Source organism: Tenacibaculum sp. MAR_2010_89, from assembly GCF_900105985.1.
Classification (GTDB): Bacteria; Bacteroidota; Bacteroidia; order Flavobacteriales; family Flavobacteriaceae; genus Polaribacter; species Polaribacter halocynthiae.
The window spans coordinates 2,132,894-2,154,114 of record NZ_FNUB01000005.1 but is presented as its reverse complement, the minus strand read 5'-3'; the positions used below and the strand labels follow the sequence as shown (position 1 = coordinate 2,154,114).

General features: G+C 28.6%; 20 protein-coding genes. 10 read left to right on the top strand and 10 right to left on the bottom strand.

The window, feature by feature from the left end; translation table 11 throughout:
• Positions 1 to 343: 343 nt before the first annotated feature.
• Complete coding sequence (locus BLV71_RS12855; RefSeq protein ID WP_093870944.1) at positions 344 to 814, bottom strand: Dps family protein; 471 nt, start codon at positions 812 to 814, stop codon at positions 344 to 346.
• A 114-nt stretch (positions 815 to 928) separates the two neighbouring features.
• On the opposite strand from BLV71_RS12855, the gene BLV71_RS12850 reads away from it, so the two are divergent.
• On the top strand, positions 929 to 1,870 hold the full coding sequence (locus tag BLV71_RS12850; protein WP_093870943.1) for a hydrogen peroxide-inducible genes activator: 942 nt from the start codon (positions 929 to 931) through the stop codon (positions 1,868 to 1,870).
• Positions 1,871 to 1,934: 64 nt separating this feature from the next.
• Here the strand turns inward: BLV71_RS12850 and BLV71_RS12845 are convergent, their stop codons facing one another.
• Complete coding sequence (locus BLV71_RS12845) at positions 1,935 to 3,827, bottom strand: SulP family inorganic anion transporter (protein ID WP_093870942.1); 1,893 nt, start codon at positions 3,825 to 3,827, stop codon at positions 1,935 to 1,937.
• A gap of 147 nt (positions 3,828 to 3,974) precedes the next feature.
• Here BLV71_RS12845 and pyrR point away from each other — a divergent pair, with 147 nt between their 5' ends.
• From pyrR to BLV71_RS12820, 5 genes are read left to right on the top strand one after another with little or no spacing between them, the layout of a single operon-like run.
• Positions 3,975 to 4,517, top strand: coding sequence for a bifunctional pyr operon transcriptional regulator/uracil phosphoribosyltransferase PyrR (gene pyrR / locus BLV71_RS12840; protein ID WP_093872028.1), 543 nt, complete (start codon positions 3,975 to 3,977; stop codon positions 4,515 to 4,517).
• A gap of 36 nt (positions 4,518 to 4,553) precedes the next feature.
• Positions 4,554 to 5,486 (top strand): aspartate carbamoyltransferase catalytic subunit, encoded by a 933-nt coding sequence (locus BLV71_RS12835; RefSeq protein WP_093870941.1) that lies wholly within the window; start codon positions 4,554 to 4,556, stop codon positions 5,484 to 5,486.
• A gap of 3 nt (positions 5,487 to 5,489) precedes the next feature.
• Complete coding sequence (locus BLV71_RS12830) at positions 5,490 to 5,822, top strand: hypothetical protein (protein WP_093870940.1); 333 nt, start codon at positions 5,490 to 5,492, stop codon at positions 5,820 to 5,822.
• Positions 5,823 to 5,858: 36 nt separating this feature from the next.
• Positions 5,859 to 6,179 (top strand): T9SS type A sorting domain-containing protein, encoded by a 321-nt coding sequence (locus tag BLV71_RS12825; protein ID WP_093870939.1) that lies wholly within the window; start codon positions 5,859 to 5,861, stop codon positions 6,177 to 6,179.
• A gap of 2 nt (positions 6,180 to 6,181) precedes the next feature.
• Positions 6,182 to 7,123: a ribonuclease Z gene (locus BLV71_RS12820; RefSeq protein WP_093870938.1), complete on the top strand. Its 942-nt coding sequence runs from the start codon at positions 6,182 to 6,184 to the stop codon at positions 7,121 to 7,123.
• On the opposite strand, the gene BLV71_RS12815 is transcribed toward BLV71_RS12820, so the two are convergent.
• Positions 7,120 to 7,482, bottom strand: a complete 363-nt coding sequence (locus BLV71_RS12815; protein WP_093870937.1) for a CoA-binding protein — start codon at positions 7,480 to 7,482, stop codon at positions 7,120 to 7,122. The genes BLV71_RS12820 and BLV71_RS12815 overlap by 4 nt on opposite strands.
• Before the next feature lie 104 nt (positions 7,483 to 7,586).
• Here BLV71_RS12815 and BLV71_RS12810 point away from each other — a divergent pair, with 104 nt between their 5' ends.
• From BLV71_RS12810 to BLV71_RS12800, 3 genes are all read left to right on the top strand, one after another.
• Positions 7,587 to 9,998, top strand: coding sequence for a TonB-dependent receptor (locus BLV71_RS12810; RefSeq protein ID WP_093870936.1), 2,412 nt, complete (start codon positions 7,587 to 7,589; stop codon positions 9,996 to 9,998).
• A gap of 199 nt (positions 9,999 to 10,197) precedes the next feature.
• Positions 10,198 to 12,591, top strand: coding sequence for a TonB-dependent receptor (locus tag BLV71_RS12805; RefSeq protein ID WP_093870935.1), 2,394 nt, complete (start codon positions 10,198 to 10,200; stop codon positions 12,589 to 12,591).
• A 153-nt stretch (positions 12,592 to 12,744) separates the two neighbouring features.
• Positions 12,745 to 15,579: a M20/M25/M40 family metallo-hydrolase gene (locus tag BLV71_RS12800; RefSeq protein WP_093870934.1), complete on the top strand. Its 2,835-nt coding sequence runs from the start codon at positions 12,745 to 12,747 to the stop codon at positions 15,577 to 15,579.
• Positions 15,580 to 15,648: 69 nt separating this feature from the next.
• Here the strand turns inward: BLV71_RS12800 and BLV71_RS12795 are convergent, their stop codons facing one another.
• Entirely contained in the window at positions 15,649 to 16,656 is a 1,008-nt protein-coding gene (locus BLV71_RS12795; protein WP_093870933.1) for a 3-oxoacyl-ACP synthase III family protein, read from the bottom strand.
• Positions 16,657 to 16,841: 185 nt separating this feature from the next.
• Between BLV71_RS12795 and htpG the strand changes: the two genes are divergently transcribed.
• On the top strand, positions 16,842 to 18,755 hold the full coding sequence (htpG, locus tag BLV71_RS12790; RefSeq protein ID WP_093870932.1) for a molecular chaperone HtpG: 1,914 nt from the start codon (positions 16,842 to 16,844) through the stop codon (positions 18,753 to 18,755).
• A gap of 84 nt (positions 18,756 to 18,839) precedes the next feature.
• On the opposite strand, the gene BLV71_RS12785 is transcribed toward htpG, so the two are convergent.
• From BLV71_RS12785 to BLV71_RS12760, 6 genes are read right to left on the bottom strand one after another with little or no spacing between them, the layout of a single operon-like run.
• Positions 18,840 to 19,595: a LytR/AlgR family response regulator transcription factor gene (locus BLV71_RS12785; protein ID WP_093870931.1), complete on the bottom strand. Its 756-nt coding sequence runs from the start codon at positions 19,593 to 19,595 to the stop codon at positions 18,840 to 18,842.
• Positions 19,596 to 19,638: 43 nt separating this feature from the next.
• A complete protein-coding gene (locus tag BLV71_RS12780) occupies positions 19,639 to 19,956 on the bottom strand; it encodes a 2TM domain-containing protein (RefSeq protein ID WP_093870930.1) in 318 nt (105 codons plus the stop codon).
• Entirely contained in the window at positions 19,940 to 20,275 is a 336-nt protein-coding gene (locus BLV71_RS12775; RefSeq protein WP_093870929.1) for a 2TM domain-containing protein, read from the bottom strand. Before BLV71_RS12775 ends, BLV71_RS12780 begins: the two co-directional genes overlap by 17 nt.
• Before the next feature lie 20 nt (positions 20,276 to 20,295).
• Entirely contained in the window at positions 20,296 to 20,613 is a 318-nt protein-coding gene (locus BLV71_RS12770) for a 2TM domain-containing protein (protein WP_093870928.1), read from the bottom strand.
• 2 nt (positions 20,614 to 20,615) lie between these two features.
• The gene (locus tag BLV71_RS12765) at positions 20,616 to 20,903 is read right to left on the bottom strand and encodes a 2TM domain-containing protein (protein WP_093870927.1); all 288 of its coding nucleotides are present in this window, start codon (positions 20,901 to 20,903) and stop codon (positions 20,616 to 20,618) included.
• 5 nt (positions 20,904 to 20,908) lie between these two features.
• The gene (locus tag BLV71_RS12760; protein WP_093870926.1) at positions 20,909 to 21,193 is read right to left on the bottom strand and encodes a 2TM domain-containing protein; all 285 of its coding nucleotides are present in this window, start codon (positions 21,191 to 21,193) and stop codon (positions 20,909 to 20,911) included.
• Between the last annotated feature and the right edge of the window lie 28 nt (positions 21,194 to 21,221).

Genomic DNA, 21,221 nt, shown 5'->3' with positions numbered 1-21,221 from the left:
TTAAAGTAATATTTAATCAACTTAACTAATATTACATTGAAATTAAAACATTTAAAAAAATCACTTTTTCAACATAATGAAAAAGTGATTTTGAGCTAAAAAAAAATATTTAATTTTTCTTAAGAACTTGTAAGATTTCTATTTTTTCAAAAGATACAATCTGAGTAAAAATTCAGTTAAATGGATTAGGAAATAAAGAGATTTTATTATTACTATCATTAAATAAAGATACTAACATTACAATTATTAATGAATACTATTACATAAAAAGAAAACTATATACTTAAAATAAAAAAGACAACAAATTAATGTTGTCTTTTTCTCCCCTTAAAAAAAAGATGATTTAGCCTAACCAAGCATTCATCATCCATAATGTTTTTTCTTGTTCTGATATGAAATCACTCATCATAGAATTTGTTCCTTCGTCATCTGCATCATCAGATAATTCTAAAATACTTCTTTCAATTTTTAACAGTTCTGATAAAGACTCAACTACTAATTCTACAGCTTTAACATCTTCATAAATATTTTTCCCTACAGGAACTTTAGCCAAACTACTGTAATCGTTAAAAGTATGTAAAGGTACTCCTTGTAGAGTTAAAATACGTTCAGCAATTAAATCTACTTTTTCTTGTGCATCTGTATAAAACTCTTCAAATTTAACATGCAATTCAAAAAAGTTTTTTCCTTTAATATTCCAGTGAAGTCCTCTTACATTCTGATAGTATATTTGAAAATTAGCTAATAGAACATTTAATTCTTCTACTAAGTTTTCTGTCTTCTTTTTATCTAATCCTAATATTGTAGTTTCCATATCTTATTGATTTTGTGTTGCGTTTTAAACTGATTCAAAATTATTGCAATTTTAACGAGTAAAACTATAAATTCAATTGATTGTTTTAATATCTTTATCAAAAAATATTATAGAATGACTATCACTCAACTAAAATATACATTAGCTGTAGCTGAATATAAAAATTTTACTGTCGCTGCTGAGCATTGTTTTGTTACACAACCAACTTTAAGTATGCAAATTCAGAAACTAGAAGATGAATTAGATGCTAAAATCTTTAATAGATCAAAAAAGCCTATTGAATTAACTGAAGTAGGAAAAAAAATTATTGAACAAGCAAAAGTTATTGTCGATGAAAGTAATAGAATTATTGATATTGTACATCAACAAAAAGGATATGTTGGCGGAGAATTTAAATTAGGAATTATACCTACAATAATGCCAACATTATTACCTATGTTCCTAAAAACTTTTAATAGAAACTATCCAAAAGTTCAATTAATTATCGAGGAACTTACAACTGAAGAGATTGTACGTAAATTAACAGACGGTCATATTGACGCTGCCTTAGCTGCAACCCCTCTTGAAAATGAAGCTATAAAAGAACGTGTATTATATTATGAACCATTTGTTGGTTTGGTTCCTGAAGAGCATAAACTTTTTAGTCAAAATAAAATTAAAGTAGATGAACTTGAAGTAGATGATATATTATTATTAGAAGATGGACATTGCTTTAAAGACAGTGTTATTAATTTATGTAGAACAAATAAAAAGAATAGAAATTTACAGTTTCAACTTGAAAGTGGGAGTTTTGATACCTTAATTAAGCTTTCAAAAGATGGGTTAGGTATGACTCTTTTACCTTATCTAAATACATTAGATTTACATGAGGAAGATAAAAAGCATTTACGTGAGTTTGAAACACCCCCTCCTGCGCGTGAGGTAAGTTTATTGTATCACAAATCACAGTTAAAAATGCAACTTATTGAAGCTTTAAAAAGCACTATAGATAGTGTTGTTAGAGGCGCAATAGCCTTTAGTGATGTAGAAATAATCAGTCCATTACAAAAGAAATAACTAAGCATTTAAATAACATAAAAAAACCATTTTAAAATTAAAATGGTTTTTTTATGTTATTTTTTTAAAATTTATATTCAGATAATGGCTTCGGAAACTTTTCAGGATTTTCAGCTAAGTGATAACGAGGGTCATCAATATCTTCTATAATAATATCATGAAAAGTATCACTAGCTTTATACATTAATACTTTACAATCTTCACTTAAATGCTTTAATATTATTTTTTTCCCAGCTGCTTGATATTTTTCTACTAAATTAAAAATAGCCTCTATAGCTGAATGATCAGATACACGTGACTCTACAAAATCAATTTCAACTTTATCTGGATCATTTTTAATATCAAATTTCTCATTAAAAGCAGTTATACTTCCAAAAAATAAAGGGCCCCAAATTTCATAAACTTTAGTACCGTCATCTTTTGTACGTTTTCTTGCTCTAATTTTTCTTGCATTTTCCCATGCAAAAACTAATGCAGAGATTATAACACCTACAAATACAGCTATTGCTAAATCAAAGAATACTGTTACAGCAGATACTATAATTAAAACAAATGCATCTGTTTTAGGTATTTTATTCATGATTCTAAAACTAGACCACGCAAAAGTTTCTATAACCATCATAAACATCACACCTACTAATGCGGCAATAGGCACTTGTTCAATATATTTATCAGCAAATAAAATAAAAGTTAATAAAGTTAAAGCCATCATTACTCCAGATAATCTACCTCTACCTCCAGCATTAATATTAATAACTGTTTGGCCAATCATTCCACAACCACCAGTTCCTCCAAACAATCCACTAACCATATTTCCAGCACCTTGAGCAACACACTCTTTATTTCCATTTCCTCTAGAGTCAGTTAATTCATCTACTAAATTCATTGTCATAAGCGTTTCAATTAAACCAACTGAGGCCGCTAAAAATGAATAAGGCGCTATAAATTTCAATGTATCCAAATTAAAAGGAAGGTTACTCCATAACTCAAATAGATTTAATTTTTTAGATAATTCATCAAAACCATTTAATCCGGCTCCTCCCCCATCTCTAATAAAATCACCTACATTAATAGAATTAATACCTCCAAAAATAACTACAAAAGAAACTATTAATATAGCAGTTAAAGCTGCTGGTATTTTTGTAGTCAATTTAGGTAGCCCCCATACAATAAGCATTGTTAATAATACTAAACCTATCATGGTATATAACTTTTCTCCTTGCATAGTAGATTTTACTACTCCACTATCTTTTATAGAATAAAAGCCATCATCTTTTACATTAAATACAACTTTTTTAGTTTCAGGATTGAACACCTGACCATCAGATATTACAAAAGCTTCTTTGTTTGTTTTTAAATTTATTACAGAGTTTTCTTTAATAGCATATAAAATTGTACCAGACATTACATCTTTAACTTCATTATTAGCGACATTATATACAAGTTCCTTAGAATCAGTTTTACGTTTGTTCTGCCCAAATAAATCTTTTGAGTTTTCTTTGAACATCCCTAGCTGAGCCATAAAAATAACGATAGCAAGTCCATTTACAAACCCCATCATTACTGGATGAGGTATTAATCTAACAAACTTTCCTAATTTAAAAACACCAGCCAAAACTTGTATAACTCCCATTAAAACTACTGCAGCCAAAAGATAGAAATACCCCATATTCTCTACTGGAGAATCAAATAAAAGACCTTTGGCATGCCCTTCTTGAATCATATGAACAAAAATAACTGCTACTGCTCCAGCTGCTCCCGAAATTAGACCAGGCCTACCTCCAAAAATCGCAGAAATTATACCTACCACAAACGCACCAAACAATGCTACAATAGGGCTTATTTGAGCTACAAAGGCAAAAGCAACAACCTCTGGTATCATTGCTAAGGAAACAGTAATACCAGCTAACGTATCATCTTTTATCTTAATCTTCTTATTCTTAATGTATTTCATCATAATATTACGAGGCTATTCTAAAAGTTGGCAAATGTAAAGATAATTTTATTGATTTACTTTTATGTTTCATTAACTTTAATTTTGCCAACGTATTTTTTTGTCTTAATTTTGAATATTGAAACTATCAAACAAAAATTGGTAGCAACAATGAGCAGAAAAACACTACTTACTTCAAAAGAAATTGAAATCATTCTGCATCGATTAGCCTGTCAGTTAATCGAAAATCATAACGATTTTTCTAATACAGTATTAATAGGTATTCAACCGAGAGGAACATACTTAGCACAACGTTTAGCTAAATTATTAAAGAATGATTACGGTATAAAGAACTTACAATTGGGATTATTAGATATAACTTTTTACCGTGATGATTTCCGAAGAAGAGACGAACCCCTAGAAGCAACTACAACTGAAATAAACTTTCTTATAGAAGGTAAAAATGTTGTTTTTATTGACGATGTTTTGTATTCAGGAAGAAGCGTTAGATCAGCTTTAACAGCTATTCAATCATATGGAAGACCTGAAAACATTGAATTACTAGTATTAATAGACCGTAGATTTAGTCGTCATTTACCAATTCAACCTAATTATAGAGGTAGGCAAGTTGACGCTATTAATGAAGAAAAAGTAGTTGTTCATTGGAAGGAAACTCACAAAAAAGATACCATTTACCTAGAGAACAAGCAATAATGCTTGATATAGTTATGATAAAAAAATTACACTAGAATGAAGCAATTAAGTGTTGAACATTTATTAGGCATAAAGTACCTGAATAAAAATGATTTAGATATCATTTTTGAAACTGCCTCTCATTTTAAAGAAGTTATAAACAGACCTATAAAAAAAGTACCTTCATTAAGAGATATAACTATTGCTAATTTATTTTTTGAAAACAGTACACGTACAAAGTTATCATTTGAATTAGCTGAGAAAAGATTATCTGCTGATGTAATTAATTTTTCTGCCGGTCAATCATCTGTTAAAAAAGGAGAAACACTTATAGATACAGTAAACAACATTTTATCTATGAAAGTTGATATTGTTGTTATGCGACATTCAAGTGTTGGAGCTGGTATATTCTTATCAAATCACGTAGATGCTAAAATAATAAATGCTGGTGATGGTACGCATGAACATCCAACTCAAGCTTTATTAGATAGTTTTTCTATGCGTGAAGCCTTAAATAGTAATTTAAAAGGTAAGAAAATAGTAATTGTTGGTGATGTTTTACATTCACGTGTAGCTTTATCAAATATCTTTGCTTTACAATTACAAGGAGCTGAAGTAAAAGTATGTGGACCAACAACATTAATTCCTCGCTACATATCTAGCTTAGGAGTTGAAGTTGAAACAAATTTAAAGAAAGCTCTTGAATGGTGTGATGTTGCTAATGTTTTACGTGTGCAACATGAAAGAATGGATATTAAATACTTTCCTTCAACAAGAGAATACACACAGCTATTTGGAATCAATAAACAAATTCTAGATAACCTTGGCAAGAAAATTGTTATTATGCATCCTGGTCCTATTAACAGAGGTGTAGAACTAACAAGTGATGTAGCTGATAGTGACCAATCTATTATTTTAAATCAAGTAGAAAACGGTGTAGCTGTTAGAATGGCTGTTATTTATTTGTTAGCTCAGCAAATAAAAAGATAAAGTATGAATATAATACAGAAAAATAATTATAACTTAATTTCGTCCAATGAATCTTCTTTTGAAATATTCATTGAAAATTTTGATGAAAATTATACTAATTTGAAAGGAAAACATTTAATTGTTGAAATTTCTCCTAAAAATAATTTCACCGAAAAGAATATTTTAGTATTTTTGAAATACGCTGATTTACAACAACAAAGTGCCACATCTTTTGTTGTTATATGTAATGAGGTTAATGTTGATAATTTTCCTGAATTTTTTAATATAGTGCCAACACTAGTTGAAGCTGAAGATATTATTGAAATGGAAGATATACAGCGTGATTTAGGTTTTTAACCTTATAACTATTCATAACCCCTTAATGAATTATTTATGACGAAAAAATTACTATTAATTATATTTTTCTTTGTTTCTTTTTCTATCTTTTCTCAACAGAAAGGCATTAGTAAATTAGTAGCATCTCCTAATCCTTTTACAAATAATACAACTATTTTTTTTAATGTAAATAATGATCAACCTGTATTATTAACTGTTAAAAATGTTTTAGGAAAAACTGTTTTTACTGAAAAATTAAAAGTTAAAAAAGGAAGAAATTCATTCCCTTTTAGGCGCAACGATTTAAAAGCAGGTATGTATATTTACGCAATACAAACGAACAAAGAAGTAATCTCTAAACGCTTTGTTATTAAATAATAATGAGCTTAAACCTTACCATTCTTGGGTGCCACTCTGCTACCCCTCGTGTAAATGCGCATCCTACCTCACAATATTTAGAAATAAATAATAGACATTTCTTAATTGATTGTGGTGAAGGTACCCAACGCCAAATGCGCAAATACAAAATAGGTTTTTCTAAAATTAACCATATTTTTATTTCCCATTTACATGGTGATCATTTTTTTGGCTTAATTGGCTTAATATCTACTTTTGGTATTTTAAACAGAGAAAAAGATTTACATATCTATGGTCCAAAAGGAATAAAAGAAGTTACAGTACTACAATTAAAACTTTCTAAATCTTGGACAAAATACAACATCGTATTTCATGAGTTATCATCTAATGAAAGTGAATTAATTTTTGAAGACGATAAAGTTTCTGTACATACAATCCCTCTTAGCCACAGAGTATATACAAACGGTTATTTATTTACAGAAAAACCAAAATTAAAAAAACTACATATTGAAAATATAAAACAATATGATGAAATTGACACCTGTGACTATCATAATTTAAAAGCTGGAAAAGATTTTATTTTATCTTCGGGAGAAGTAATTCCTAATTTAAAATTAACCATTGAGCCTTCAAAACCAAAGAGTTTTGCTTTTTGTAGTGATACTGAGTACAAACCAGATATAGTACCTATCATAAAAGATGTAGATGTTTTGTACCATGAAGCTACTTTTTTAAAAGATAGAGAAGATTTATGTGATAAAACTAAACATTCTACTGCTGAACAAGCTGCTTCAATTGCCAGTCAAGCTAATGTTGGAAAATTAATTATTGGGCATTATTCAAGCAGGTACAATAACATCAATGATTTTAAAAACGAAGCTCAAACTGTTTTTGAAAATGTTGAATTAGCAGAAGCTGGTAAACGTTATTCTATAGACTCCTTCCCTATTCAAGTTTTAAACTAATATTGCCCTGTTGAAAGTAATACTAGAGTACATGCTACCTCTGTTTTAACACCATTCTCTTCAAGCAAATTTTTAAATTCACTGTTTTCTGTTCCTGGATTAAAAATTACTCTATTCACATTTAAACTAAGAATATAATCATAATAAGTTACTTGGTTTTTAGCACTTAAATACAATGTAACAGTATCTATATCTTTTAACATTAATTTTTCTGTAACAATTTTAATAGCATTAATACTACCTTCTTTGTTACCAATTGCCCTTACACTAAACCCTTTATTATCAAGCAACTTAACAGCTCTATTTGAATATCTATTCTCTTTTAAAGAAGCTCCTAAAACTAAAGTTGTGTTTTTCATACCTGTTAATAATACGTTAAATAGAGTTAATTAAGGTAACAAAAATATAATACCTATAGTCTATTAGTTATTAAGACAATTCAAAATTACATAAAATTAACAAAATGAAAAAAATACTACTTTTACTTTTAACCATTTTAAGCATGAATACATATGCCCAAATGTCTAAAGGTAATTTATCTAAACCTGGATCAGTTTACGGAAAGGTAATTGATCAAACTACAAAAGAACCTTTACCATACGTTAACATTATAATCAAAGATGTTGCCAAAAAAATAATAACTGGAGGAATTACTAATGAAAACGGAATATTTACAGTGAAAAATATTCCTGAAGGAAATAGTATTGTTGAAATACAGTTTATAGGATACAAAACTATTAACAAACCAATTGCTATTAAAGGGAGTCGTAAAAAAATTAATTTAGGAACTATTTCATTACTAGAAGACGCTACTACGTTAGATGAAGTTGAAGTTCGTGCTGAAACATCTACTGTAACACAAAAAGTGGATAGAAAAGTAATAAATGTAGGTAAAGATTTAACATCTGCAGGAGCAACAGCTTCAGAGTTATTAAATAACGTACAATCAGTAAGTGTTGATAGTCAAACAGGAAACATAAGTTTACGTGGAAATGACAATGTACGTGTATTAGTGGACGGAAAACCTACAAATATTAGTGCTGCTCAATTATTGCAACAAATCCCTTCAAGTTCAATTAAAAGTATTGAATTAATAACCAACCCTTCTGCTAAATATAACCCTGAAGGTATGAGTGGTATTATCAATATCATTTTAAATAAAAAAGCAAACATGGGCTTTAATGGTTCAATTAATACTGGTGTTGAAGCTGGGCATTATGTTCGTTATAATGGTTCATTAGACATGAATTATAAAACAGGTAATGTTAATTTTTTTGCTAATTATGGTACACGTTTAGGAAAAAGACATAATTATGGATATGTTAATCGTACTTCACCACAAACTATTAATCAAAACTTTGTTTTTGATAACGACAATACATCTCATTTATTAAAAGTTGGAGCTGATATCTATATAAATGATAAAAATACTTTATCAGTTTATACTACTCAAAATTGGTTTGATGGTTTAGCAACTGGATCAACAATGGTTAGAAATAATGGTGTATTACTTACTAATGCTCCTACTGTTTCAAATTCTGAAAGTAATTCAAGTGCTTATAACTTTAACTATAAGTTAGATTTTGATAAAAAAGGCCATAACATTGAATTTGAAGCTAACTTTTCTAATTCAAAATCCCCTGAAGTAGCGGTATTTAACGAACTAATTAATCCTAGTGATAAATCTTTAAACTATAATAATAGTGTTACTAACAATAGAGACAATACGTTACTTAATTTAGATTATACAAATCCTGTTTCAAAAAATGGTAAACTTGAATTAGGTGCAGAAGTTAGAATAAACAAAACTTCTAATAGTATTATTACCAATCAAGAAAACCTAAACAACTCTTCATTTAATTATGATAGAAATATATTTTCTTCATACATAACTTACAGTCATAAGTTTAATAAAATAACTATGCAAATAGGAGCTCGTTTAGAGCAGTATGAAATAGAAGGTGATTTTGTTAATGGAACTTCAACTGCTAAGATTACTGATGATATTTTCACTGTTTACCCTTCAGCCTTTTTTACCTATAATCCGTCTGATAAGAATCAGTTTCAGTTAAGCTATAGCCGAAGAGTTGATCGTCCTGGTATAGGTCAATTAAATCCTATTAGAGAATGGAGTACTCCTTTAATAACATCGATTGGAGAACCAACATTACGTCCGCAGTTTACTAATTCTTTTGAAGTTAATTATACACGTAGAATTAAAGGAGGTTCTTTAACTTTTGGAACTTTTTACAGAAAAATAAATGATAACATATCTAGATTAACCTACAAAGATCCTTTAGACACAAATGTACCTAAGGTAAAACAAATTTTATCTTTCATTAACTTCCCAGATAATGATGCTTATGGTTTAGAGTTTTCAGCAAATTATAGAATTGCAAAATGGTGGAGAGCAAATGCAAGTTTAGATTTCTATTCTCAATCTCAAAAAGGTATTGTAAACTACAAAGAAGCTAATGAAAGAACTACAGATGTAAAAACAAATGTTTTCAATTCAAGAATTAGTAACAGTTTTACAGCAACTAAGAATTTACGTTTTCAATTATTTGCAATGTATCGTGGTGGTCAGGATGGTATACAATTTAATAGTAAATCTATGTGGATGATCAATACCGGTGCTAGTTTAAGAGTATTAAAAGGTAAAGGTAATTTAACACTTAGAGTTAATGATATCTTCAAAGGAATGAGATTTGCCTTTGATGCTGAAACACCATTTACTCAAAACGGACAATTCAATTGGGAAAGTCAATCAGCTTATATAGGCTTTAACTACCGCTTTGGTGGAGGAAAAAATAAAGCTAAATCTCGAAGAAGAAGAGATAGTAATGAAAAACAAGGTAGCGGAGGGTTCATTTAACAACAACTTTTGCTATAAATATATAAAAACTTCAGATATTAATTTATCTGAAGTTTTTTTCATATAATTGCACTTGGTATTTTATATGTATAAAATATACTTACTGGCTATATATAATTACCTCTTATTCCTTATTAGTTAATTGATATTATATCAATTATCGTTACCTCCATATTTTATTTTAGTACTACTATTTAAAATGAAAAAATTATTATTTATAATTTTATATATAAACACACTTTTAATATTCTCACAAAAAAAGAATCTAGGAGAAATCTCTGGGTTAGTTATAAATCAAAAAAATGAAACCGCTATACCTTATGCTACAATAGTTTGCAAAAACTTGGATAATAAAATAATTTCTGGAGGAATAGCAAATGAAAAAGGCATTTTTACTATTAAACAATTACCTTTAAAAAGATATATAATTCAAATACAGTTTATAGGTTTTTCAACTTTGAGTAAAGAAATTGTGTTAAGTAAAGCTACTCCTATAATTAACTTAAAAAAACTCTATTTAAAAGATAAAAATACCAAGTTAAAAGATATTGAAATACATGCGGAAGAGACTAGTGTTGTTCAAAAAGTTGATAGAAGAGTTATAAATGTAGGCAAAGATTTAATTGCTACTGGAACTAATTCATTACAAATGTTACAAAACATACCCTCAGTAAATGTTAATATTCAAACTGGTTCTATTAGCTTAAGAGGTAATGAAAATATTCGTGTTTTAATTAATGGAAAACCCTCTAACATGGACACTTCTCAACTATTAAAACAAACTCCTTCTTCTTTAATAAAACAAATTGAAATTATTACCACGCCTTCAGCAAAATACAATCCAGAAGGTATGAGTGGTATTATTAATTTTATTTTAAAGAAAAATATGAAATCTGGTTTTAACGGAACAATTTCTGTAGGCTTTGAACACAGCAAAAACACAAGACCAGATGTTTCTTTAAATTTAAATTATAATACTGGAAAAATAAACTTATTTGGTAATTATAGTAGTAACTGGGGGAAAAACTCTACTATACAACAATTAGTAAGAACTACTAATAATTTAGAACAAAAATTTAATTTTTTGCACGACTACTCTGATCATGCTTTTAAAATTGGCTCAGATATTTATCTTGATAAAAACAATACATTATCACTTTATACATATCAGAATTTTAGTAATTCAACTTTATACACCAATTCTTTTTCACGTATAAATAACAACATATTAGAAGCTCCTAACCATTCAAAATACAATGAATCAGAACAAAACTATAATGTCGATTATAAATTAACAACTAATAATAAAGGCGAAAATATTGAGCTAGAAGTTAATTATAGTATTCATAAAAACCCTGAAGAATCAATTAACAGACTTCTTCAAGATACAAATAACAAATTATTTAATTATACCAACTCAATTTCAGACACTAAAAAATCTTGGTTAGTAAATCTAGATTATGAAACTCCTCTTTTTGAAACAGCAAAACTAGAATTAGGTATTGAATACCGAAATCAAAAAGTAGTAAGCTCAATTAAAACAGATCAGGTTATTGAAATTGGAACTCCAGTTTCTCAACAACCTAAGGGAAATACTGATTTCAACTATGATAGAAGTATGTATTCTGGATATTTCAACATAAATAACAATTTTAAAAAATGGTCAATTCAAGCTGGTATCAGACTAGAACAATTCATTGTTAATGGATTATTTTCAAATACTCAACAGAGTAATCCTTCCATTTATTCTGATAAAATTTTTAGTATATACCCATCAGCTTTTTTAACCTACCATATTACTAACAAAGAAGATATTCAACTAGCTTATAGTAGACGTGTAGATAGACCTTCAATATATCAAGTGACTCCTATACAAGAATGGGTTAGCCCATTTACTACCTCAGAAGGTAATCAAAATTTAATTCCTCAATTTACTAATTCTATTGAATTAAATTATTCAAAATCTTTTTCTAAAGGAACAGTTACTTTTGGAACATTTTATCGTAAAATTTCAAATAAAATTGGTAGAACCATACAAAAAGATACTTCAGCCCCAAATAAACAGGTTTTTTCTTATGGAAACTACAATACAGCTAACAGTTACGGTGTAGAAATATTTGGGAGTTATAAAGCATTTTCTTGGTGGAAAATTAGGCCTCAAATAGAAACATATATTCAAGATTCACAAGGAATAATTAATACTAAAAATGAACAAGTTAAAAACACTCTTTTTAAATCTACTTTAAACAACAGCTTTAAAATAAATAAAAGAATACGATTACAATTAACAGCTATTTATAGAGGTAAAAGTAAAAATATACAATTTGAAGTAAAACCCTATACTATGGTTAATATTGGAGCTAGTTTAAGTGTTTTAAAAAAGAAAGGAACTATAACTCTTAGAGGAACAGATATTTTTAACGGACTTAATTACGATTATTTCTCTGAAAACCCTTTTTTAGAGAAAGGAAACTACAATCTAGAATACAACTCATTTTATTTAGGCTTTAGATATAATTTTGGTGGAACCAAAAATAAATCAAGAAATAGAAAACATAGGGATAACAATGAAACTGATGGAGGTTTATTTTAAACAATATCATATTGTCATTTTTACACAAAACATTCGTTAATTTGTTAAAAAAATATCTATAAAAATAAAATTAACATAAATAAATAAAAAATACACAATAAAAATCATAAATAACTGTTTTTAAAATAATTAACCCTCTAATTATTTTAAACAATGAAAAAACTTATCAATTTTACCCTAACAATGACGCTTATAACACTAGTGTCATTTAACATTTTTGCTCAAAAGCAAAAAATGTTTTATGCAACCATGGGAACCAATGATGCTGTAAACTTAAAAAAGAACCACCCTAAAGATGTGAAAATCATAAAATCTTACACCGATTACAGTGTTGTAATGCTTAACCATACCTCAGCAGAAGAACTTCATCATACTGGTTTAAGACACGGACCTGGTTATTTCTTAGAAAACTCTAAAGAAGAGGCTATTAAAGCCATAGAAAAAATTCAGGTAATCAAAAAAAGAAAACTAACAAGCTCTAAAAGAGCTATACCCCTTTCCATAACACAAGATGTACTAGTTAACCAAAGTTTAAACCTTGTAAATAACACGAATATCAAAAACCAAATCACCCAATTAGAAAGCTATGGAACTAGATTCCATACATTTTCTTCTGCACAACAATCTGCTGTAGATTTAAAAACTAAATGGGAAAACATGAGTAGCACTAGAAGTGATATTTCTGTAAAACTAGTAAGTCATACAAACACACCAATGTCTTCTGTAGTAATGACAATTACTGGTTCTGAAAAACCTGATGAATATGTTATTTTAGGTGGACATTTAGACTCTACTTCTAGAGAAGGAAATGCCAACGCTCCTGGCGCAGATGATAACGCATCAGGAATAGCAACTATAACTGAAGTTGCTCGTGTACTATTGAGCATGAATTACAAACCTAAACGTACAGTTGAATTTATGGCTTTCGCTGCTGAAGAAATTGGTCTTGTAGGATCTAAAGAAATAGCTAGAGATTATAAAAATAGGAATGTGAATATCATTAGTTATTTACAATTAGATATGACGAATTATAAAGGTTCTACAAATGATATTTACATTACAACAGACTCTTATAATAGTACTTCTTTAAACAACTATTTAACTCAATTGATGGATCATTATAATGCTTCAGGTACTCATAAAATTACCTATGGTACTTCTCGTTGTAATTATGGTTGTTCTGATCATCATAGTTTTGCTCAACAAGGATACGAAACTGCTTTTCCTATAGAAGCTACATTAAGTGAATCAAACCCATATATTCATACCGCTAAAGATACTTCTTCAAGGTTTCCAACAGCAAATGCTACACACGCTGCTAAATTTGCTAAACTTGCCTTAGAATATCTTATTGAAATTTCAAACATTGGATCTGGAGGTGGTGGCGGTGAACCAACATATTGTAGTTCTAATGGACAAAGTACATCTGATGAATATATTAGTAATGTGAATATCGGTTCTATAAATAATAATTCAAATCAAGGTACCAATGGGTATTCTAATCACACATCAATTTCAACAGATTTAGAAAAAGGTAAATCACAAACAATTTTAATAACTCCTAAATGGGCAAGTACTAAATATAATGAAGGATATGCTGTGTTTATAGATTATAATAATGATGGAGACTTTTCTGACTCAGGAGAAACTGTATGGACAAAATCTCCTTCAAAAGAAACTCCTGTTTCTGGAACATTTACTGTTCCTTCAACAGTTTCAGAAGGAAAAAAAAGAATGCGTGTTATTTTAAGGTATAATACCATTCCTAGTTCTTGTGGATCTTATAATTATGGAGAAACAGAAGATTATTCTGTTAATATTACATCAGCTCAAGCAGATACTCAACCTCCGACTACTCCTAGTAATTTAGTCTCTTCTAATGTTGCACAAACAACTTTAACTTTAAACTGGACCACTTCTACAGATAATTTAGCGGTAACAGGCTATGATGTTTATCAAGGTACTACGAAACTAGAAACTGTTACTACAACTTCATATAATGTAACAGGATTAACAGCAAGTACTGCATATACCTTTTCTATAAAAGCAAAAGATGCCGCAGGAAATATTTCTCCTAAAAGTAATGACCTTAATGTAACAACATTAGATAACCTCCCTTCTTATTGTAACTCAAAAGGGGAAAGAATTACTTATGAATGGATAGACTATGTTTCATTTGGAGGTATGACAAATACAACAACAGCTAATGGAGGTTATGGTGATTTCACATCAAAAATAGCTACTGTTACGCAAGGAACTACTAATCAAATCATTGTAAGTGCTGGTTTTAGCAATACAGCATATAATGAATACTTCACTATTTGGATTGACTATAATAGAAACGGTACTTTTGAAAGTAGTGAAAAAACTGCTATAGGATTATCTAACATAGCTGGAAACAGAACAGCAAATATCTCAATACCTTCAACTGCTACTTTAGGCCAAACAAGAATGCGTGTTTCTATGAAATACAATGGAGCATCTACAGCATGTGAAACATTTCCTGATGGTGAGGTAGAAGATTATACTGTTAATATTGTTAATTCATCAATAAACATTAACAGTAAATCTGATTTATGTTCTAAAGCAAAATCATATGATAGCTCTATAAACTATAATGAAAAAGATCTTGTTTCTTATGCTGGATCGTTATATGAAAGAACAACTGATGGATGGAATCGTATTGGAAACTGTATAACTTCAGAAAGAAATAATATTGAAAATAATTTAATTTTAGCAAATGATAATTCTTTACTAAATATTTACCCTAACCCATCAAGTCAAAAAAACATAACTATAACAGTTAATAATGAACTTTGGAAAGCTGGAACTGTTCTTCTTTTTGACATAAGAGGAAATATATTAAAAGAACTAAAGTTAAAAGATAAATCAACTTTTGTAAACACTACAAAACTTAGTACTGGTATTTACTTCTTAACACTTTTTAATAACTCAAAAAGTTATTCTAAAAAAGTAATTATTAAATAAATAATTTATTTGTCATAAAAAAAACCGTGTGAATTTTCACACGGTTTTACTTTTATTTTATCAAACGTCTTACCAACGAATAACTACAGACCCCCAAGTAAATCCGCTACCAAAAGCAGCTAATACTACCAAGTCTCCATCATTTATTTTTCCTTTTTCCCAAGCTTCAGTTAACGCAATAATTACTGATGCAGCTGTAGTATTTCCATATTTTTGGATATTATTATACACCTTATCATCAGCTAATTGAAACTTTTTCTGAATAAATTGAGCAATACGTAAATTCGCTTGATGAGGAATTAACATATCAATATCTTCTTTTTGTAAATTATTAGCTTGTAAACCTTCTACTATTGCTTCAGAAAAGCGAACAACAGCGTGTTTAAAAACAAATTGTCCGTTCATATATGGAAAATACGAAACATCTTCAGGATCATTAGCTTCTAATATTTCAGGTACCCAACGTCCAGTTGATGGTCCTTCTAATGCTAACTCTTTTGCATGTTTTCCTTCAGAATGTAAATGAGAAGATAAGATACCTTTTCCTTCTTCTTCACAACGTGACAAAACTGCAGCTCCCGCTCCATCTCCAAAAATAACAGTAACACCTCTTCCTCTAGTTGATCTTTCTAAACCACCTGAATGATTCTCTGATCCAATAACTAATATATTTTTATACATCCCAGTTTTTATAAACTGATCAGCAACTGAAAGAGAATAAATAAAACCAGAACATTGATTACGAACATCAAGAGCACCAATAGTAGGCATATCTAACATATCTTGAACACGAACTCCTCCTCCTGGGAAATACATATCTGGACTTAAAGTTGCAAATACAATAAAATCTATATCGTCTTTAGTTAAACCTGCTCTTTCTATAGCTATTTTAGCAGCCTTAGCTCCCATTGAAGATGTATTATCTCCTGTTTTTGGGTCAATCCAACGACGTTCTTTAATACCAGTTCTCTCTTGAATCCATTCATCATTCGTATCCATCCACTGGGTTAAATCATCATTAGTTACCACGTTGTCAGGCACGTAATACCCTAATCCTGTAATTTTTGAACTATACATAATTTTTTATGTTATTTTTTACTTTTATGCAAATGCGTAGCTTGTAAAAGTAGTAATTTTTAACTTTTCACACAAAAACAATCACTATAGTCATTTTATATGTCATCTTGGCACATATCTATTTTTGGTATTTTTTTTGACAATAAAATTAACCAGAAAATAATATCAAATAAAATATATAAATTATGAGTAAAGGAAACATTAATGTATCGGTAGAAAATATATTTCCACTGATTAAAAAGTTTTTATATTCTGATCACGAGATTTTTTTACGTGAATTAATTTCTAATGGAACTGATGCTACTACTAAGTTAAAGCATTTGATATCTATTGGTGAAGCTAAAACTGAATTAGGAGATGCTAAAATTGAAATTAGCATTGATAAAGATGCAAAAACATTGACTATTAAAGATCAAGGTTTAGGTATGACTGCTGACGAAGTAGAAAAGTACATTAATCAAATTGCATTTTCAGGAGCTGAAGAGTTTTTAGAAAAATATAAAGACGATAAAAATGAAACAGGTGTAATTGGTCACTTTGGTTTAGGTTTTTACTCTGCTTTTATGGTAGCAGATAAAGTTGATTTAATTACAAAGTCATTTAAAGATGAACCAGCAGCTCACTGGACATGTGATGGTTCTCCTGAATATACCTTAGTAGAGCACGACAAATCTGACAGAGGAACAGAAATTATTTTACATATTGCTGATGACTCTACTGAATTTTTAGAAGAAGCTAAAATTTCAGGTTTATTAAATAAATATAATCGTTTTAATCAAGTACCAATTAAATTTGGAACTAAACAAGTAAACGATCCTGATTTTACACCTCAAACAACGACTAATAAAGACGGTAAAGAAACTACTGAGCCACATAAGCAAATTGATGTTGATAACATTATCAACAACACAAACCCTGCTTGGACTAAAAAGCCAGCTGACTTAGAAGCAGAAGACTATACTAACTTCTATCGTGAATTGTATCCTATGCAATTTGAAGAGTCTTTATTTCATATTCATCTAAATGTTGATTATCCTTTTAACTTAACAGGTATATTATTTTTCCCTAAGTTATCTCAAAACTTAGACATGCAAAAGGATAAGATTCAACTGTATCAAAACCAAGTTTTTGTAACAGATAATGTTGAAGGTATAGTTCCTGACTTTTTACAAATGTTAAAAGGAGTTATCGATTCTCCAGATATTCCTTTAAATGTTTCTCGTTCTTACTTACAAGCTGATGGAGCTGTAAAAAAGATTTCTGGATATATAACTAAAAAGGTAGCTGATAAATTAAGTTCATTATTTAAAAAAGATCGTGCCGATTTTGAACAAAAATGGAATGACATTAAAGTTATTATTGAGTACGGAATGTTATCTGAAGATAAGTTCTTTGATAAAGCTAAAAAGTTTGCTTTATACCCTACAGTAAGCGATTCATTTTTCACTTTTGATGAGTTAATTGAAAAAACAAAAGATGCTCAAACTGATAAAGATGGAAATCACATCATTTTGTACGCATCTAACAAAGAAGCACAACACAGCTATATTCAAGATGCTACAGCAAAAGGATATGAGGTTGTTATATTAGATTCTCCAATTGTATCACATTTAATGCAAAAACTAGAAACTTCTGGTGAATCTAAAGTTCAGTTTACCCGTGTTGATTCTGATTTTATTGATAATTTAATTAAAAAGGATGATACAGTTATATCTAAATTAACTGATGAAGAGAAAGAAACTTTAAAACCAGTTATTGAAGGAGCTGTTAACAACAAGAGCTATACTGTTCAATTAGAAGCTATGGACTCTTCTTCTTCACCTTTCTTAATTACTGTGCCAGAATTTATGCGCCGTATGAAAGAAATGCAAGCTTCTGGTGGTGGAGGTGGAATGATGGGAATGGGTAATTTACCTGAAATGTATAACTTAGTTGTAAATACAAATCACCCATTAGTTTCTGAAATTTTAACTGCTGAAGAGGGCAAGAAAAAAGAACTAATAACACAAGCTTTTGATTTAGCTAAACTATCTCAAAACTTATTACATGGTGAAGAGTTAACTAACTTCATTAAAAGAAGTTATGAGTTAATAAAATAAAACTCACTATCATATTCAAAAGCCTCTTTATAATTAATTATAAAGAGGCTTTTTATTTTAAAATTTAAACAAAGTAATTTTAAATTATTCTATCCAATTTTTAAAATCTTTAACACGCTCTCTACTTACAATAATTTCTGCTTCATCATAAGTATATAATTTCAATTGTAGTCGTGAGTTAGTATATGATATTATATCTTTTATTGCATTAATATGAACTATATAAGTTCTGTTAACCCTATAAAATTGTTCTGGGTCTAATTGTTCTTGCCAATATTCTAAAGAGTGATCTATTAAATAATTTCTATTAGAATTTGTATGAATATAAGTAGCCTTATTCTCTGAATAAAAACACTCAATTTCATCTGTATGTATAATTTTTATATGCTGTCCTACTTTTATTGTAAAACGTTTTTTATATTTTCTATCGATAGGGTTGATAAGTAACTTCCTTATATCATCAATATTAACCTGTATGTCGGTTTCTTTAGGTTTATTATTAATAAATTTATCTACCGCTACTTTTAATTCATCTTCATCTAATGGCTTTAATAAATAATCTATAGAATTTAATTTAAATGCCTTTAAAGCATATTCATCATAAGCAGTAGTAAAAATAATAGATGACTTCACTGGTACTTCTTCAAATATCTCAAAAGACAATCCATCAGATAGTTGAATATCTAAAAAAATTAAATCAGGATGTTCGTTTTTTTGAAACCAATTAATTGCTTCTTCTACTGAATGTAACATTTGTTGAGCTTCTAAATTTAAAACAGCTAACATTCTTTGCAGTCTTCTTGCAGCTGGTTTTTCATCTTCAATGATTATAATATTCATTACTTACAGTCTTCTTTATAATTTAATTTTACTTAACTTTTAACTATTTATTTATAAACTCTTTTATTTTTTCTTCTTCCCAGTTTTTTCCAAATAACTTTCTAAAACCAAACACTCTAAAAACATCTATTATTAAAATAACTCCCCATATACCCCACAATGGATAATGTTCAAAACCATTTTCAGTAAACTTATTACTAACTCTTAGTCCATCAAAAACTCTAACAACAACATCAAAATAATTCGATATAAACGTAAATGCTAAATTAACAATTAAATATGCTGATAAATGCTTGTAAAATTCTTTTAACTCTTTTACTCTTTGTTCTGCTTTAATTCTTTTATTATCTGTTTCCATCATACCTAGTTTGATTATCCATATGTTCTTTAATTTTTCGTTCTTCCCAGTTTTTACCTAAAAAGAAATCAAAACCAAAAACTTTAAATGTATGAAATACTAAACCTATTCCCCAAAAAAACCAAATTGCAAAAGTTCCAAAATCGAAAAAAGCTTCTTGAAAAGTTTCTCCATTACCAACATTTCTTACTATCTTTTTTACACTTATAAATATATTAACTACTATATATACAGATAGATGAATATAATACTTTTTTAATTCTTCAACTTTCTTTTGCGCTCTAAAATATTTTTGCTCCTTTGTATAATTATCTGTTTTCATTTTGATTAAGTTTTTATTTATTATTCATCATTTTTCATATACTCATCTATCTTACGTTTTTCCCAATCTTTATTAAAAAATAAAGAATCTCCGTATACTCCTAGCCAATGAAAAAACAAACCTATTCCCCAAAATATCCAGGTTGAGTATACCCCGAAATTTTGTAACACTTCTATTAAAGAATCTCCATCATCAGACATTAACCCAAAAATTACCATTGATGAAATAAAAACATTTACTACTACATATGATATTAAATGCCAATAAAATCCTTTTATTTTCTCTACTTTTTTCTTTGCAAGTAAATATTTATGCTCTTTTTTATAATCTTTCTCCATCTTTATTTATTCTTTTTTATATACTCATCTATTTTACGTTCTTCCCAATCTTTACCATACCCTATTACATCTGATCCGAAAACTATCATCCAATGAATAAAGGTTACCAATATTATTCCCATGACAGGAAACCAAAACCAATGAAAATAAGGTACAAATGTTAAGTTCACTGAAACTATTATAACAATTGAAACTATGTTTACTACAACATGTATATAAAAAGCTTTTACTTTTTTTATCTTTTTTTTCGCTTCAATATATTTTTTTTCTTGAGTATAATTAGTATCCATAATTATTAGTTGTTATCTAAATATTCTTTAATTTTTTTCTCTTCCCAGTCTTTACCAAATCCTAATTTATCAAAACCGAAAGCTCCAAACCAATGAAAAAAAAGCCCAATTGACATTCCCATAATAGGAAACCAAAACCAATGAAATTGAGGAACAAATCTTAGGTTAATGAAAATTAAAAAAGGTATTAATACTATTGTTACTAATAAATGAATATAAAATCCTTTAATTTTTTCTATTCGCTTCTTCGCTTTAGCATATTTGTACTCATATGTATAATTTTTTTCCATTTTTTCTATATTTTTCAATTAACTAATT